The 15887-nt window shown below is 33.4% G+C and carries 14 protein-coding genes and 1 pseudogene; 5 read left to right on the forward strand and 10 right to left on the reverse strand.

Features of this window, described 5'->3' with window-relative positions:
• Nucleotides 1-36 precede the first annotated feature (36 nt).
• Nucleotides 37-2727 (forward strand): type 2 lanthipeptide synthetase LanM family protein, encoded by a 2691-nt coding sequence (locus B2C77_RS00800; RefSeq protein ID WP_077701887.1) that lies wholly within the window; start codon nt 37-39, stop codon nt 2725-2727.
• Here the strand turns inward: B2C77_RS00800 and B2C77_RS00805 are convergent.
• The 3 genes from B2C77_RS00805 to B2C77_RS00815 all read right to left on the reverse strand — a co-directional run bounded on the left by B2C77_RS00805 (nt 2710) and on the right by B2C77_RS00815 (nt 6193).
• Entirely contained in the window at nt 2710-3717 is a 1008-nt protein-coding gene (locus tag B2C77_RS00805; protein ID WP_077701888.1) for a sensor histidine kinase, read from the reverse strand. The genes B2C77_RS00800 and B2C77_RS00805 overlap by 18 nt on opposite strands.
• A gap of 9 nt (nt 3718-3726) precedes the next feature.
• Nucleotides 3727-4401 carry a response regulator transcription factor gene (locus B2C77_RS00810; RefSeq protein WP_077701889.1) on the reverse strand — a complete coding sequence of 225 codons (675 nt, stop codon included), beginning with the start codon at nt 4399-4401 and terminating at the stop codon, nt 3727-3729.
• A gap of 676 nt (nt 4402-5077) precedes the next feature.
• The gene (locus B2C77_RS00815) at nt 5078-6193 is read right to left on the reverse strand and encodes an IS4 family transposase (protein ID WP_077701890.1); all 1116 of its coding nucleotides are present in this window, start codon (nt 6191-6193) and stop codon (nt 5078-5080) included.
• Nucleotides 6194-6526: 333 nt separating this feature from the next.
• Between B2C77_RS00815 and B2C77_RS00820 the strand changes: the two are divergent.
• Nucleotides 6527-7274, forward strand: a pseudogene (locus B2C77_RS00820) (class I SAM-dependent methyltransferase).
• A gap of 175 nt (nt 7275-7449) precedes the next feature.
• On the opposite strand, the gene B2C77_RS00825 reads toward B2C77_RS00820, so the two are convergent.
• From B2C77_RS00825 to B2C77_RS00835, 3 genes are all read right to left on the reverse strand, one after another.
• Complete coding sequence (locus B2C77_RS00825; RefSeq protein ID WP_077701891.1) at nt 7450-8514, reverse strand: alpha/beta hydrolase; 1065 nt, start codon at nt 8512-8514, stop codon at nt 7450-7452.
• 124 nt (nt 8515-8638) lie between these two features.
• Entirely contained in the window at nt 8639-8989 is a 351-nt protein-coding gene (locus B2C77_RS00830; RefSeq protein WP_077702141.1) for a DUF2200 domain-containing protein, read from the reverse strand.
• A gap of 112 nt (nt 8990-9101) precedes the next feature.
• A complete protein-coding gene (locus tag B2C77_RS00835; protein ID WP_077701892.1) occupies nt 9102-10067 on the reverse strand; it encodes a helix-turn-helix transcriptional regulator in 966 nt (321 codons plus the stop codon).
• 105 nt (nt 10068-10172) lie between these two features.
• Between B2C77_RS00835 and B2C77_RS00840 the strand changes: the two genes are divergently transcribed.
• Nucleotides 10173-10706 (forward strand): dihydrofolate reductase family protein, encoded by a 534-nt coding sequence (locus tag B2C77_RS00840; protein ID WP_101933167.1) that lies wholly within the window; start codon nt 10173-10175, stop codon nt 10704-10706.
• A gap of 6 nt (nt 10707-10712) precedes the next feature.
• Here the strand turns inward: B2C77_RS00840 and B2C77_RS00845 are convergent, their stop codons facing one another.
• From B2C77_RS00845 to B2C77_RS22275, 3 genes are all read right to left on the reverse strand, one after another.
• The gene (locus B2C77_RS00845) at nt 10713-10913 is read right to left on the reverse strand and encodes a hypothetical protein (protein ID WP_077701894.1); all 201 of its coding nucleotides are present in this window, start codon (nt 10911-10913) and stop codon (nt 10713-10715) included.
• 75 nt (nt 10914-10988) lie between these two features.
• Complete coding sequence (locus tag B2C77_RS22655; RefSeq protein ID WP_497012653.1) at nt 10989-11192, reverse strand: DUF2651 family protein; 204 nt, start codon at nt 11190-11192, stop codon at nt 10989-10991.
• Nucleotides 11193-11533: 341 nt separating this feature from the next.
• Nucleotides 11534-11656, reverse strand: coding sequence for a hypothetical protein (locus B2C77_RS22275; protein ID WP_303046171.1), 123 nt, complete (start codon nt 11654-11656; stop codon nt 11534-11536).
• Between B2C77_RS22275 and B2C77_RS00855 the strand changes: the two genes are divergently transcribed.
• Together B2C77_RS00855 and B2C77_RS00860 are read left to right on the forward strand one after the other, a co-directional pair.
• Complete coding sequence (locus B2C77_RS00855) at nt 11655-13148, forward strand: aldehyde dehydrogenase family protein (protein WP_077701896.1); 1494 nt, start codon at nt 11655-11657, stop codon at nt 13146-13148. The two genes, B2C77_RS22275 and B2C77_RS00855, sit on opposite strands and share 2 nt — an antisense overlap.
• Nucleotides 13149-13670: 522 nt before the next feature.
• Nucleotides 13671-14861, forward strand: coding sequence for a coenzyme F420-0:L-glutamate ligase (locus B2C77_RS00860; protein WP_077701897.1), 1191 nt, complete (start codon nt 13671-13673; stop codon nt 14859-14861).
• A 485-nt stretch (nt 14862-15346) separates the two neighbouring features.
• On the opposite strand, the gene B2C77_RS00865 is transcribed toward B2C77_RS00860, so the two are convergent.
• Complete coding sequence (locus B2C77_RS00865) at nt 15347-15817, reverse strand: DUF1648 domain-containing protein (RefSeq protein WP_077701898.1); 471 nt, start codon at nt 15815-15817, stop codon at nt 15347-15349.
• Between the last annotated feature and the right edge of the window lie 70 nt (nt 15818-15887).

The following is a 15887-nucleotide window of genomic DNA, read 5'->3' on the forward strand; positions in this document are numbered from 1 at the left end:
GGGGGCATCTATTATTTTTTTAGGAGGATTCAATTTATGAGTAACATTATTAGTATAAGAATTTATGAACAGCTTTTTTCTGAAAAGATAGATAGATACATCGAAGAAACAGAAAAAAAATTCAGTCATATACTATTAAGTAATTTTAGTAAAGATACAAAAGATATGGTCGTAGAAAAAATCGAAGTCCTAAGTGGTAAATTTATGCTCGAAGATTTTCACGAAAATTTCAAAAACAAAAAAGAAAATAATGAATGCAAAGATGCCAAAATCAATGATTACGTAAATAAATTAGACATACAATCAGATAAATTTAAAAACTTAAGATGTATCCTAGATAATAACATTACAAACCTTATGGAATTTTACAATAATATACTGAAAAATTATTGTAATAATAGAGAAGATATATTTCCTAATCAAGATGTTAAAATAAACTACATTGCTGTTGACAAGGGAGATACTCACAATAATGGAAAAACCGTAGTAGTATTGTTTTTAAATAACGGTACAAAACTTGTTTATAAACCAAGAAACCTAGAAAGCGATATCTTTTATTATAAACTATTAAAAAAATTTAATTATGATAATAACAGTAAGTTAAAAACACCTAAAATATTTAATTATAATTCCCATGCGTGGCAAGAGTTTATAGATTATACAAATTGTAATACCACCAAAGAAATTGAATCGTATTATTATCATTTGGGAATTCATATTTTCTACACATATATGTTAAGATCCAATGACATTCATTATGAAAACATAATAAGTACTTCTAATAATCCCGTTATTATTGACCTAGAAACGATTATGCAAGGTACTATCAACTTCGATCATAATCACGTAATAAAAAATAATCCCTTCTTTTTAAACGATAGCATCTTGCAAAGTTTGTTGTTTGACTACGCTACTTCTTTTAATGGAGAAGGTATAACATTTTTAGGCGGTACTACAAATCAAACATTAGCACCTAAAACCGAAGAAATTCTAGTTGATAAAAACACGGATACTATGCGTTATGTTTATAAAGAATATTTTACAAATAAAAGCATAAATATACCCAAATATAAAGAGAAATTTATGGAAATTTATTCTTTCAAAGAAGAAGTTTTGAGAGGATTTAATACAGCATATTTGTATACAGTTAAAAATAAACAAGAATTCAAAGAAATACTGTCCATTTATCCAACTTTTAATGTAAGATATGTTCTTAAGCCAACATATACCTATGCTACATATATAGAATTTTTAAAACAAAGCCATTCAAAAAGTAGCACTGAACTTTACAGTATACTTCAGAATTCAAATGTTCATTATAAATCCAAAGATATTATAACTAATTTAGAATATAAAAGCCTTTTAAACTATGATATACCTTACTTTACTGTAAATATAGATGAAAAAAGCATTAAAAGTCCAACTTCTAATGAGAAAGTAGTTTTGGATTTTTTTGATAAAACACCTAGAGAAGAGACTTCATTAAGAATAAATAAATTATCACTTATGGACTTGAAAGAGCAGTCCAATTTATTAGATTTAGCCATAGATGCATATAAAGAGAATAGTTTAAATAAAGTTGAGGTTCATTCACTTAAAAAGCTGCCTGATAAAAAAGATATTAACCATGAAATCAAAAAAATAGTTTCAAATACGGATAATTTTTCATTACTATTTAGCCTTCGCCATAATAGTAATGGGGAAGCAATTATTAGCCCTATTAGCTACAATTTATATGACGGTTTAGGAGGCATAGCGTTATTACTTAATTATTGGATAGTAAAAAATAAGAAAGATTATTTATACAGCTTAAAGGAAATAAATAAATCTATTGAAAATCTATATAAAATAGATAAAACCAAGAATTTTTCAATTTACCATGGAAAATTTTCCTATTTTAAGTATATATATATTCTTAATGAAATTTCTGAAGAAGATCTAATAAACGAAAATGTCAAAAATTTGTTAGAACTAATAAAGGAATATAATACACATATAGCTAATAGCTGGTACCCCATAGATTATATAAGCGGTCTGACTGGGATTATATCACTATTAATTGACTATTATACTTCTACCGGGCATAAAGAAATATTATATGCAATAGAAGATTTTAAAGATTTATTACTATCCAAATCTAAAGTGTCTAATGATGAGATATTTTGGAATCAGGATGCTAAAGATTTGAAAATGAATCCAGGCTTAGCTCATGGCACTTCAGGTATAGCATTAACTTTAGCAAAATATGTCCACTTCATTCATAAAGATGAACAAATTATTAATACAGTAGAAAAAATTTTAATTTATGAAGATAAAGCTTTAAGTTTTAAAGAATCCACTATTTGGTGTAACGGTCTCTCTGGCATATTACTAGCAAGAATGTTAATTCAACACTATATTCCATCTCTTAAAATAACCTACATGGAAGAACTAACAGAAATCCTCTGTCAAGACGTATCTAATTTAAATAACAGAAAAAGCGTATGTCATGGCATACATGGAAACATGCTAGTGTTAAAGGCCATAGAATTTCTTAGAGAAAATTCTTTTCCTGATATTGAACAGTGGAACAAAGGATTGCGTATACATACAATGAGCTATTCTTGGGATTCTGGCTTTTCATATCCAAATAGTAATACAGGTTTCTTTCTTGGAAAAAGTGGACAATTATTTGACATTATTCTAAATGTAAAGGATTACAAATTAGCTTTATATATTATGAGTTAAGGTTATTCTAGTACCAAACTTATCACTATTTATTGAGATTCCAAGTTCTAATAAACTGGGAATCTCCTTAATTATGGTTAGCCCTTTGCCATTAGAAAGATCTTTCTCTGGATAATCAAACCCTATACCATTATCTACAATAATCAAACGCTCGTATTTTTTCTCCTTTATCGCTTTTATTTCTACAGCACTCGCTTTTGAATGGTAAAGAACATTTTGTAATATATTATCAAACAATCTTTCAAACCATATTTTATCTAAAACCCAAATAATACTTGAATCAATATTCATATTACACTGTATTTGCTTATGATTGAAGGCATTGTTCCATTTCTGTAAAATCTGATGTAAAAAATCAGTTAAAACGACAGGCTCTTTTTTAATAATTATAGAATCAGAATTCAAATAATTTTTATGATAAATCCTATCACTAAGTGTTGAGATAATATTTACATTTTTGGTTATTTCTTCTATTGCTTTATTTATATTTTTGCCTGTCTGAATATAGTATAAGTTAATATTAATAATTGAAAGGGGCGTCTTAATATCATGAGAAAGCTGATCTAAGTATTTTTTTCTTATTTCTTCTGATTCATTATACTTTTTTTGATTGTATTGTAATTTTTCTATTAATATATTAATTGACTCACTTAAATATCTAATTTCATCAAATTTTAAACTTGAAATGGAAACAAAGTCTGAAATATCTTGCTCTTCAGCTATATCTCGTATTAGTTTTGAAAGATTAGTAATTTCAAGCGATATATTTTTAAGAGTCTTGGAAAGGAAATATACGTATAATAAAATCAATATAAAAAAAAGAGAAAATATATATATATAGTTCTCATCAGATTTAAAAGGCGTATCCGTACCGCTCATAAAATTGTACAATACATGTATTCCATATACCGTGTAGTTAGAAACTATAAAAGCAAAAGGGAAAAACAAAATAGAAATTAATGTTATTAAATATACTTTTTTGTAAAACATATTTACTCCTTAATGAGTTGACATTTTATAACCATATCCGTAAATTGTATGAATAATGTCCCCATTGATATCTACTTTATTTCTTAAATTATTTATATAAACATTTAGAGAATTTGCTTTATCATTATAATCAATCCCCCAAATATGTTCAATGATCTGTTCTTTAGATAAACAAAGACCTATATTATTATATAAATAAAAAAAAAGCTTTTTTTCTGTGTTGCTTAACTTAATCTCTTTCCTTTTTTTACTATCCAAAACGCTTTGTATAGATTTATTAACCAGCAGACCGTTTAAATAATAATATTCACTATATTTATTACTCAATAAATTCTCTAATCGAGCTATAAGTTCTAAAGGCTCAAATGGTTTAGGTATAAATTCCTCCCCTAATTCCAATCCTCTAATTTTATCCTCTAATTGGCTGTGAGCGGTTAAAAACACTACTGGTTTTTGAGGAAATAACAATTTTATCTTTTTACAAATTTCATATCCATTGTCAAAAGGAATTTCAATATCTAATAAAAAAATGTCTATATGTTCTAATTTGGAGTAAGTAAATCGGTTATCGGTTTGAATAAAAACATTAGCAAAATACTCACTTAAAAATTCACGCAGAAATTCAGATATGTATTTATCGTCTTCTAGTACAAAAATATTTAATGCTTTCGTTATATTTTTCATAAGCCTAATCTTCCTCCGTAAACTTATTTCTTTTAATTAAAAAAATCGTATGTACAGAGAGGTTACACTAGGTGAAGCATCAAAGTAACCCATCATATAAAGAGAAATTAAACAAATATCTTTACGCGGAGAAGTTGACATGATACTTTATTTCAAAGTATTTTAAAACCTGAAAAACCCTGAATTTTATATAATTAAATTATTGAGAAAATAAAACGTTTTCATTAATATAATAGCAAATAATAACAGAGATAATCAACTGCCAAAACATTAAAAGCCGTATTTAATGAATAGGGAATCGTAGGCGTTTTCTTCCACTAGCTGTTGTTCCTTGTCTTCTAATAAAGAGCCTAACTCTGCAACACTTCTGCTTTTTCGAATTTCCTGGATGCTTATAATTTCCACATCTATTTCTCAATAAAATAATAAAGATGCTCTTATACAATCATTAAAAGAAAGAGAAAGAAATTAACAGGAGAAAAAGCAACTAAAAAGAACTAGTGAAATTGGCTTGAGAAAGAGTGAAGATCACTAGCATTGCATAAATATGGTTTGAAAATTCAGTAAACATCTTTGCAGGATTTTTTGCCAAAAAGACAAAGGCTAAACAAAGGTGGTCTGTCCATTTAGAAAAATTATACAATTAAACTATTAGCAACAACGACACTGTATGTATTTACGGAATAGATCTATCGTCAAATCTGCGAATCCAGATGTACGCAGGTTTCCACAGCGCTTTATTTAACCAGCGGCTAATTCGGAGTAAGGACTTCTTACTCCTCATCTCTAACTGGATAAGTACATGTAAACAGTAAGCAATAAGTGCAAGGAAAATTTGATTTTGAATGGCAGTTTCGCTCATGCCATAAAAGTGTTTGATCTCTACATGCTGTTTGAGCCACTTGAAAAATAGCTCAATGGTCCATCGTTGACGGTAAATTTCACTAATCTCTTCGGAGTCTAGATCGAAACGGTTAGTAATTAATCGTAGAATGTTTCCCTTTGTATCCACTACTTCAAGTAGGCGGAATACATTCTCTGTACGATTTTGCGTCGAACCGATGTAAACCATCTTGTCGGATAAAACCGTAGAATCTTTAGGTATAGAAAATGATTCTACTTCACGAGTGATGGCGTTTTTCTTCAGTCTTGATACGAAAAAATAGCCTTCATCTGTCATTCGATCAAATCGTTCATAATCAACGTATCCACGGTCAAACACATACATGGCTTCTTTGTCGTCTACGAGAACTTCCAGTTGATTTCTGTCATGTTCTTTGGCTGTTGTAATCACTGCTTTTTCAGGATAGACGGTGTCTTTATTCATAAATACAAGTCGTAAATGTAGCTTAACTCCTGCTTTTGTTTTACGGAACTTTGCCCACTTATGATTCGTTAAGTTTAATGGAAGCGTGCTAGAATCAATGATTTTCAATGGCATGTATTTCCCGTTTTTAAATTGGATGCCTTTTATTTTGTAAACAAGGTCCAAGAATAAATGGGAAAGGATCATTGGATTCATTTCATTATTCTTCCTTGATAGCTGAGATGTACTAATTGATTCAAACCCCAGTGCTTTTTGAAGTCCATCATCTATTAGGGCATCGCTCATTTCTTCCAAGCTCTCGAAGCCTTGCAGTTGGGCAAGTAACATGAGCTTTATATACGCTGCAGTTGTTAGTTTTTTTGTGTAGTAATCTTGTTTATTTTCTTCTACTTGTTCAAATAGTTTTTTCGTATTTATAGGTGAAACCCATTTACCAAATGATGATTTTAGTGTATTCTTGTCCATACGGATTATCCTTTACTTTTGGATTTGGACAGGAACCACCTGTACTTCCATTGTAAAGGATTTTTTTGTATCATGAACACGTAATTATTGAACATTTTCAGTATTTTGAATCATCAGGTTTAATTAATGCAATGCTAGTGAGTGAAGATATAAGAATTGAAAACGTCGTAATCTATTCTTTCAACAAAAGGATATTTAAATGAGTAAAGAAATAAGGGTCGATAAATATGAATTATGACTTTGTATTAAAAAATAGCATTTTTAATTATATTTAATTCTAGATATAATTATTTTAGACAGAAAGCTGGGAAGGTTTCGAGAGGATGACTGCTAATGGGGATTAACTTTCATAACCAAAGAAATCGTATTACTTATACAACACGGAGAGCTGACAATTCATGGATTAGAACAATAAACAAACTTATATCCATCAGAGAGATTTCAAAGGCTGCAGATATTGGATGCGGTGGAGGAATTTATTCTAAGGCAATGGCGGACATTGGTATAAGCTCTGTCACTGGTGTAGATTTTTCCAAGGCCATGCTTGAAGGGGCTAGAGAAAATTGTAAGGAATACAATAATATTTCATTTCAGTATGGCAATGCTTTAGAAACAGGTTTAGATACTAACAGCTTTGACTTCGTTCTTGAAAGAGCACTCATACATCATATTAAAGACTTGCAAAGTTGTTTTAAAGAAGCTTACAGGGTTCTGAAAGATAACGGTTTTTATATTATTCAAGATCGCACCCCTGAAGATTGTTTGCTTGAAGGTAATGATAACCATATTAGAGGATATTTCTTTGAATGCTTTCCAAAACTAACCAAAAAGGAAATTAATCGTAGGCACAACAGCCAAGTTGTAATTAGTATGTTAAAGGCAACAGGTTTTAAGGATATCAAGCAAGTGAAGTTCTGGGAAATAAGAAAAATGCATGAAAATTAGAACAGGAAGAAGCATTTTACATGAACTAAACAACAAAGAATTGAAGTATTTAACAAAATATATTAATACGTTAATAACAACAGATAAAAGCATCGTTGAAAAAGATAGATGGGCAGTTTGGAGGGCATTGAAATAGTCAGTAGATTAATTTGTGGAAAAGGTATGACCGTATTTGACGAAATAAACGCACAACATTGCATCGGCCCTTTCGACGAGTCAGGGTCAGGGCCAATGCTGCTTGTATGAAAAGCTTATATAATGCTTTTCAGAGTAAATCCTGTAAAAACTAGCTGAATCATTATCCTATCCATTTATTCCGCTTCTTCTAAGATAAACTTCACGGACTCTTTTAGACAATCGTCTGCTTGGACATAGTCACCGACCTTATCCATAAATGCGTGAATCATTCCGTTATAGCGTAGGCAATACACATCTGCGCCTGCTTGTTTTGCTTTTTCATAAAACGCGTCTCCTTGAAGGCGTAGTGCGTCATATTCCCCAGCAATATATAAAGTTCGTGGCATGTTTTTTAGTAAATTTCCCTCCACATTATACGGTGAAATCATCCAGCTTTCTGCATCCGCACCTTGAATATACCATTGATCAATAAAATGAAAGAAATGCATAAATCCTTTTATATGCTTATGCACCAAGTCTTTATGTTCATGTGCATGAATTGCAGATAAGTCATAAAAACGATTTAATAACGCTTCATTTTTCCCTTGATATACAACGGGATATATGGAAACGGCATAGTTAATATAGTTCGTACCATATAATCGATCTAATAAGGAAACGACATACGTTAAATTTCCCCCAGCTGAATCGCCCATGACGTTGATATGATTTGCATTTACTTTTAATTCCTCGTGGTGATGATGAATATAAACGACTGATTGATGTGCGTTTATAACAGCTTCTGGGTAGGGGTGTTCTGGTGCTAAGCCATATTCTACAGAGAAAACACGTACCTCCGCCAAATCTGCTAACCGTCTACATGGTAAATCAACATTATTTAAAGAACCACCAAAAAAACCTCCCCCATGATAGAAAATGATGGCTGGTAATACGTCATTTGCTATATCTTTTTTTACATATGTTCGAACAGGGATACCCGCAAATTCCGTGTCTTCTATCATTAATTCATTTGTAGTAATATCTTTGGCGTTGGACCATCCGATTCCAGCACGCATCATCTCGACTGTAGGTTCACTCGTTTTTTCTTCTGAAGACGATTCCTCTCCAGTCATACTTAGCTCTTCAAGCGTACGTGGGTCGATATGACCTGACTCGTCTTTTCCCGGCACAGGCTTTACTTGCATTCGCGTATCATCTGTGTTCACAGTCTTCATTAGCTGATCTGTGGTTACATTCATGATAATCTTCCTTTCAAATAAATGGATTTGTTACTAAGAAACCGCTTTAATGAATGGAGTAATTGTTTTAAATAAGTATTTATGTTTAGGAATTAGGTTTTGCTCAAATTTCCATTACACCTCATTATTTACGCAATATTTTCTCCATCGCTTTTCCCTTGGCTAATTCATCAATCAGTTTATCCAAATAGCGAATTTCCTGCATCGTCGGTTCTTCAATGTCCTCCACTCGAACGCCACAAATAACTCCTTTAATGAAAACTCGTGAAGGATTTAATTGCGGAGCTTGCGCAAAAAAGGTCTCAAAATCAGTCTGTTTTTCCAGTTGTGCCTCTAACTCTTCTTGGTTATATCCTGTTAACCACCGAATGACCTCATCAACTTCTGCTTTACTACGTCCTTTTTTCTCTGCTTTCGTTACATAATGCGGATAAACACTGGCGAAACGCATCGTATAAATCTTATGTTTCGTCATCATCATACACGCCCTTATTTTTATATTTGCCTCATTTTAACACGAAAAATAGTCAAAAATCACCTAACACAGTAATCGTTACCCTCATTCTTGAACAATCCATAGAGCAAACCTATTCGACACTTTGATAGTATTCAATAACAGACTTAGCAAGCGCTACGATTTTATTTGGAAGGTCCTTTGGCGAAATCACCTTCAGTTTATTTCCAAACCCTAATAGAAATTCAATCGCCTCTTGCTCATCATGAAAACGTACAGTCGCTGCTATCTGTTGACCATCACGTTGATGCTCAGTTTCTATAACTTGAACAAACTTACCTGTAAACTGAAGCCGCTTCATTATTTCTGGGTCTACTTTTACTTGCACATCATACTTAGGTAGGTTTTGAATAAAATCTGTTTTTGACTGTTCCCAATATGCCGCTAAGTTAAAATCCTGTGGTCTATCAAAAGCTTCCTCTTCCACCTTCGCATGGTGTATGCGTGAAATCCTATAATTACGTAGCTCTCCATTTCTTAATGCGACTAGATACCAGTTACTCCCTTTCGCCACCAACCCTAATGGCTCAACTAATCTTTCTTTTCGTTCACCATTAGCTTGTTCATAATGCATGCGTAACTTTTTACTTTCCCAAACAGCTTGTTGAACAATTTTAAGAGCGCCCACTTTTCCCTCGGATTGTCGCCAAGTGCTCGCATCGATGTGAATTCTTTCCCACATGGTTTGCGCTTCGTTACGATACGTATTTGGTATGGCTGCAAATAATTTTTCCCTCGTATCTAATGCTTGGCTATTTAACCCTAAATCCTCAAGTAATTTTCCTGAAGGGAAGAGAAATAGGGATTTCATGTCATCTATATGTAAGCCACTTAAGGTACTGCGAAAGTTATCTAACAGACGCCATCCTCCCTCCTTCCCCTTTTCCGATACAACAGGAATCCCCGCAGTACTTAATGCGTCCATATCTCTTAGAATCGTTCTAACGGAAACTTCTAATTCACTAGCTAAATCCCTCGCCGTCATTTTCCCTCTATTTTGCAACAAAATCATAATCGTCATTAATCGATCTGCTCGCATGACATCAGTCCCTTAGGTTAAAAAACAATTTATAATATAAATATGACAAAAGATGTCATACTTAAAGTATATACTTAATCTACAGCTACGGAAAGGAGAATGAATGTGAAGCAGCATCGAAATGTCGTATTATTTATCGCCGCAAGCTTAGATGGATACATTGCCACGAAAGACGATTCTCTGGAGTGGTTATTTCAAGTAGATGGTGAAGGAGATAACGGATTTGCGGCGTTTTATGAAACCGTTGATACCGTTTTAATGGGGAAAAGAACCTATGATTGGATTATGGAACAAGGCATGCAAGAATTTCCGTATAAGAATAAGCAAAGCTATGTATTTACGAGGTCTTCTGTTACGGATATGGACAACGTGAAGTTTGTGTCTGACGATGTGTCTGATTTTATTCAGCACTTAAAACACGGAGAAGGAAAAGACGTTTGGATTGTGGGTGGAGGAGAATTATTGCATACTTTTCTACAAGAAAAACTGCTAGACGAACTTATCCTAACCGTTGCCCCAACTATTTTAGGTAATGGAATTCCATTATTTAAAAAAGGCGATTACCAATTAGATCTTTTCTTGAAAAAAACGAAGCGATTTAATCAATTTGTTGAATTGCATTATGAAGTGAAAAGGTGAATAGAATTAGAAAAAGGGATGATGTAAGGCAACAGCTCTTCTATTAGAGCTGTTTTTTCTTGGCGTGCCTTTAAAACCAATGCCACTGAAAAGGATATATCCATTTTTTTCAATGTAATGATCCACCCAATGAATAACCTCCTCCACAGTAAAAAAGTGAATGAGTAATCCAAGTCTATAAACTTCAGCAATTAATTTTTGATCCATTGCAACACCTACTTATATATAATTTTGCACACATACAGTAATAAGTTACCATGCATCCATTGCGTCTTTTCTATTTCATTCCCTACGTTTCATGATTAGAAGTAAGGAAATAATTAGTGTGACTATAGGAAAAATAATATTCCAGCTAGATAAATTAGCTCCATATAGTATCAACTCCAATAAAATGTTTGCTAATAATGTAGTAATAACTCCTAGCATAATTTTTTTAGTTATCCATGCCACTAATAGCCCCAGGGATATAACAATAAAAGGTATGATGACTAGTTATAATAAAAACGGGTCCATTCCTTCATATACCATCAAATAGGAACCTCTCTTTCCTCCATGACAATTAGGTGCTACTGTCTTTTTAAATATACAACATTTTCCAACAGAAAACATTCCTTAGACCAACTTGGCTGTCAGCTTTTGTTTTTTCCCATACTATAATTCATAAAACCTTTATGCTTTCTTATAGAGAATTGGATAATTAAATATAAGAGGGATATATGGACGAATTGCCCTTTTTTTCATTCTTTTCTTTGGCAATACGCTTGTTTTATCACACTGCGCCCTATATTTTATACGAGTTTAAAACTCCATTCCGCATAGAGAGGGCATTACCCCATATTATATCTATCACTTTCTTTCTCGTAAGCTGTTTCTTTGTAAACCGTTTCAATCCCAAGTACAATAGCTAATATAAGTAAGTATTTTACAAGAGAGAGGGAGTAAGCAGTCATGAACAGCAAAGTGAACACAAAACAACTTATTGATCCATCTTATAAATTATATATTGATGGCAAGTGGACAGAAGGCACCGAGGGAAGAAAACTAGCAAGCTATAGTCCTAGTACAGGCGAAAAACTCTCTGAAATTGTTGATGCAACACACGCCGATGTCGATGCAGCAGTAGAAGCAGCGACAAGAGCATTTCAATCTTGGAAAACCATTAGCATTGAAGAAAGAAGCAAATTACTTCTACAAATTGCTGATTTGATAGACAAAAACGCAGACCATCTAGCCATGGTGGAGACATTAGATAATGGTAAACCAATTAGAGAATCACGCGGTGCTGATGTTCCATTATGCGCTGACCATTTCCGCTATTTCGCTGGCGTTATTCGTTCTGAAGAAGGAACTGCGAAAGAGCTAGATAATGATACATTAACGTTAACACTAAAAGAACCAATTGGAGTCGTAGGCCAAATTATCCCATGGAACTTCCCATTACTAATGGCGGCTTGGAAAATTGCGCCAGCTATTGCTGCAGGGAACACGGTCATTATTCATCCGTCTTCCTCTACGTCACTTAGTTTATTAGAATTGGCGAAGTTACTAGACCAAGTGTTACCAGCAGGCGTCGTCAATGTGATTACAGGTAGAGGTGCTGATTCGGGTGATTATATGCTACACCACGAAGGTATTAGCAAATTAGCCTTTACAGGATCAACAGAAGTTGGATATACCGTAGCCAAAGCAGCCGCTGACCGTTTAGTGCCATCGACATTAGAGCTAGGTGGAAAGTCGGCCAATATTTTCTTTAATGATGCGCCATGGGAACGAGCCATTGAAGGGGCACAATCCGGCATTTTATTTAACCAAGGACAAGTATGTAGCGCTGGATCTCGTATTTTCGTTCAAGAAGGCATTTATGATAAATTTGTCAGTGAATTAAAAGAAGCATTTGAAAATATTAAAGTTGGACTACCTTGGGAAGATGGCGTGCAAATGGGCGCACAAATCAACCAAAAACAGCTAGATAAAATTTTACAATATGTTGAAATTGGCCAGCAAGAAGGTGCTAAACTCATTACAGGTGGTTACCAAATAAAAGAGAATGGTATGGAAAATGGCGTTTTCATGGCACCAACTATTCTTACTGATGCAGATAACAATATGCGTATCTCCCAAGAGGAAATCTTTGGACCTGTTGCTACAGTGATTAAATTTAAAACCGAAGAAGAAGCGATCCGTTTAGCCAATGACTCCGAATACGGTCTTGGTGGCGGCGTATGGACAAGAGATTTAAATACTGCCTTGCGTGTATCTCGTAAAGTAGAGACAGGTCGCATGTGGGTGAACCAATATACGAACTTCTCCGCTGGCGCTCCATTTGGCGGTTATAAAAAATCAGGTATTGGTCGTGAAACATATAAAAGTATACTCGACGCATATACCCAAACCAAAAATATTTTCATTAGCATGAAAGAAGAAAAAGACGGACTCTATTAATCTTTTGAAAGCTGTGGCAATAAGCAGCCTGCTTATTAGCTGCAGCTTTTTTGCACTATAGTTTGGTTTATAGTGTAAAAAGATGAAGACTTTATTCATAAGAATTGGAGAGAACCAATTTTTTCTTACTATAGGATCTAACATAAAAGAAAAAATAAAGATTTAACCATAAGCCCCCACATCTTTAGCCTGTAATAGCCAAAATAACTCATACATACAAAACAAACACCTATAAGATGGTTTTACAACAATGCTTCAAGTACAAAAAACGAGCTTTCGCCATAAAAACTGGCACTTGCGACAAATTAAGCTTTTCTAGCATGAACTTACAGATTTTCCAAACAAAACACTCATTCCTTTCGAAAGCAGATTGGCAATAAACACGATCATTCTAGCATTTTTTCTGTTTAACATTCGCTTTTTAACAAACCTTTCTATACATTTGTTTTACTTCTTACCCTTTATTCATGTATATTACTAATAGAATGTTTTATTTTAGTTATTCTTTAAGGAGCGATTAAATTGGAAAGAGTAGTCGGAACAGTTGTTAGAGGACTTCGTTGCCCCATTATAAATGAAGGAGACAATATTGAAGAAATTGTTGTCGATAGCGTATTGAACGCCTCCGAAGTGGAAGGTTTTCCAATAAATGACAAGGACATCGTTACAGTTACGGAATCCGTCGTAGCACGTGCGCAAGGGAATTATGCGTCAATCGACCATATTGCTACAGATATTCAAGTCAAATTTGGCGACGAGACCATTGGCGTTATATTTCCTATTTTAAGCAGAAATCGTTTTGCTATTTGTCTACGTGGTATTGCCAAAGGCGCTAAAAAAATTGTCTTAATGCTGAACTACCCTTCTGATGAAGTAGGAAACCATTTAGTAGATCTCGATATGCTGGATGAAAAAGGGGTAAATCCTTGGACAGATGTGTTAACAGAAGAACAATTCCGCGACCTTTTTGGTCAGCAAAAGCACACATTTACTGGTATTGACTATATCGATTATTATAAATCCATTGTGGAAGAGTATGGCATTGAATGTGAAGTTATTTTCGCCAATGATCCAAAAACCATTTTAGATTATACGAAAAGTGTACTCAGCTGTGATATTCATTCACGATGTAGAACGAAAAGAATTTTAACAGCTCATGGTGCTGACAAAGTTTACAGTCTGGATGACATCTTAAAAAATTCTATCGATGGCAGTGGCTATAATGAAGCATATGGACTATTAGGGTCTAATAAATCTACTGAAGATACCGTTAAGCTTTTCCCTAGAAATTGTCAACCTGTAGTCGATAAAATTCAACAGATGCTTAAGGAGAAGACTGGGAAAAATGTAGAAGTGATGGTATACGGAGATGGTGCATTTAAAGATCCTGTAGGGAAAATTTGGGAGCTTGCTGACCCTGTCGTCTCACCTGCTTATACATCTGGACTTGAAGGTACGCCAAACGAGGTGAAATTAAAATATCTTGCGGATAATAATTTTGCCGACTTAAAAGGAGAAGCACTTCAAGAAGCGATTAACAACTATATTGAAAATAAAGGCGAAGATCTTGTTGGTTCCATGGAAACACAAGGAACAACGCCGAGAAAGCTGACAGACTTAATCGGGTCCTTATCTGACTTAACATCAGGTAGCGGTGACAAAGGAACACCGATTATTTACATCCAAGGCTATTTTGATAATTATACGAAATAAGGGAGATACCAGCCAGGTACCAATGGTTTTTGTTGGTATCTGGATTTATTTGTTTAGGAGGATATAGCTGAAAGAGTAATCTTTCCGAATAAAATTCTAATAACTCCTTCTGTTTTTTTATTATTATACTATTAGGGGATGTTTAGGAGAAGATTATGATGAGCAAACTACTGCAAAAGCAAAACAGATAACAGAAAGCTACCTAAGAAACAATTTCAAAAACATTCAATCCATAGAACTGGAAAAACTATTTCAAAGTGATATGGGGGCTTAAACTATAGAAGGCATTGCAAATAACAAAGCAGGCTTCCATGTAACTCTCAATGGTGAATTGAAAATCCCTCAATTAGTGAATGGTTTCCTGAGAGAAAAGAGGAGTGCAGAGAAAAAGCATGCGATTATTAAATTTGTCTGATGTATATTGTTGCTAACAGCGCTTTTTTGCTTAAAAGGTATTATCTTAAAAACGCCTGAAGGAAACAATACTACTCTTTTAATGTTGCCGCCCAAATTAGATTGAAAAAAAGGGATATCAAAATTACTGCTAATAAAAATAGAGATAAGAAAATAAATACACCATTTTCCATTCCTGCTGCATATCTCAAAAGAGACTCATTAGCGAATATGGAGATTATAAACAATAAATTCTGCATTAGAATCATTATTTCCTTCGCCATAGTATATTGTTTCTCTCGGTTTTTCTCCGTTAAATTAATATAATTTAATTTTTCAGGATGCTTCGTTAGTAAACCGATTAACCACCATAAAAATAATCCTATTAACGGAATGACTAGTAAAAAGTATTTCAAACCCCAATTATCTGGTTCCCCTTTTGTGAAATGAATCGCTATACGTTCTGGAATTTCTGGCCAAAAAATAAACATATTTATCAAATGATAAACCAAAATGAGCACAGAGATAGAAGTAAGTAGGTACTTAAATGACTTTACTTTCATTCCAAATCTAATCCTCCTTCCTATTTATATTTTATAATAAGCAAAAAACAAACATTAATTATAGAGTTAC

The sequence above is a fragment of the Virgibacillus dokdonensis genome, from assembly GCF_900166595.1.
GTDB classification, from domain to species: Bacteria; Bacillota; Bacilli; order Bacillales; family Amphibacillaceae; genus Virgibacillus; species Virgibacillus dokdonensis.

What these genes read in the sequence shown, in the direction of transcription:
- B2C77_RS00800 (WP_077701887.1), top strand. Translation starts at nt 37, where the DNA reads ATGAGTAACATTATTAGTATAAGAATTTATGAACAGCTTTTTTCTGAA.
- B2C77_RS00805 (WP_077701888.1), bottom strand. Translation starts at nt 3,717, where the DNA reads ATGTTTTACAAAAAAGTATATTTAATAACATTAATTTCTATTTTGTTT.
- B2C77_RS00810 (WP_077701889.1), bottom strand. Translation starts at nt 4,401, where the DNA reads ATGAAAAATATAACGAAAGCATTAAATATTTTTGTACTAGAAGACGAT.
- B2C77_RS00815 (WP_077701890.1), bottom strand. Translation starts at nt 6,193, where the DNA reads ATGGACAAGAATACACTAAAATCATCATTTGGTAAATGGGTTTCACCT.
- B2C77_RS00825 (WP_077701891.1), bottom strand. Translation starts at nt 8,514, where the DNA reads ATGAATGTAACCACAGATCAGCTAATGAAGACTGTGAACACAGATGAT.
- B2C77_RS00830 (WP_077702141.1), bottom strand. Translation starts at nt 8,989, where the DNA reads ATGACGAAACATAAGATTTATACGATGCGTTTCGCCAGTGTTTATCCG.
- B2C77_RS00835 (WP_077701892.1), bottom strand. Translation starts at nt 10,067, where the DNA reads ATGCGAGCAGATCGATTAATGACGATTATGATTTTGTTGCAAAATAGA.
- B2C77_RS00845 (WP_077701894.1), bottom strand. Translation starts at nt 10,913, where the DNA reads ATGGATCAAAAATTAATTGCTGAAGTTTATAGACTTGGATTACTCATT.
- B2C77_RS00855 (WP_077701896.1), top strand. Translation starts at nt 11,655, where the DNA reads ATGAACAGCAAAGTGAACACAAAACAACTTATTGATCCATCTTATAAA.
- B2C77_RS22275 (WP_303046171.1), bottom strand. Translation starts at nt 11,656, where the DNA reads ATGACTGCTTACTCCCTCTCTCTTGTAAAATACTTACTTATATTAGCT.
- B2C77_RS00865 (WP_077701898.1), bottom strand. Translation starts at nt 15,817, where the DNA reads ATGAAAGTAAAGTCATTTAAGTACCTACTTACTTCTATCTCTGTGCTC.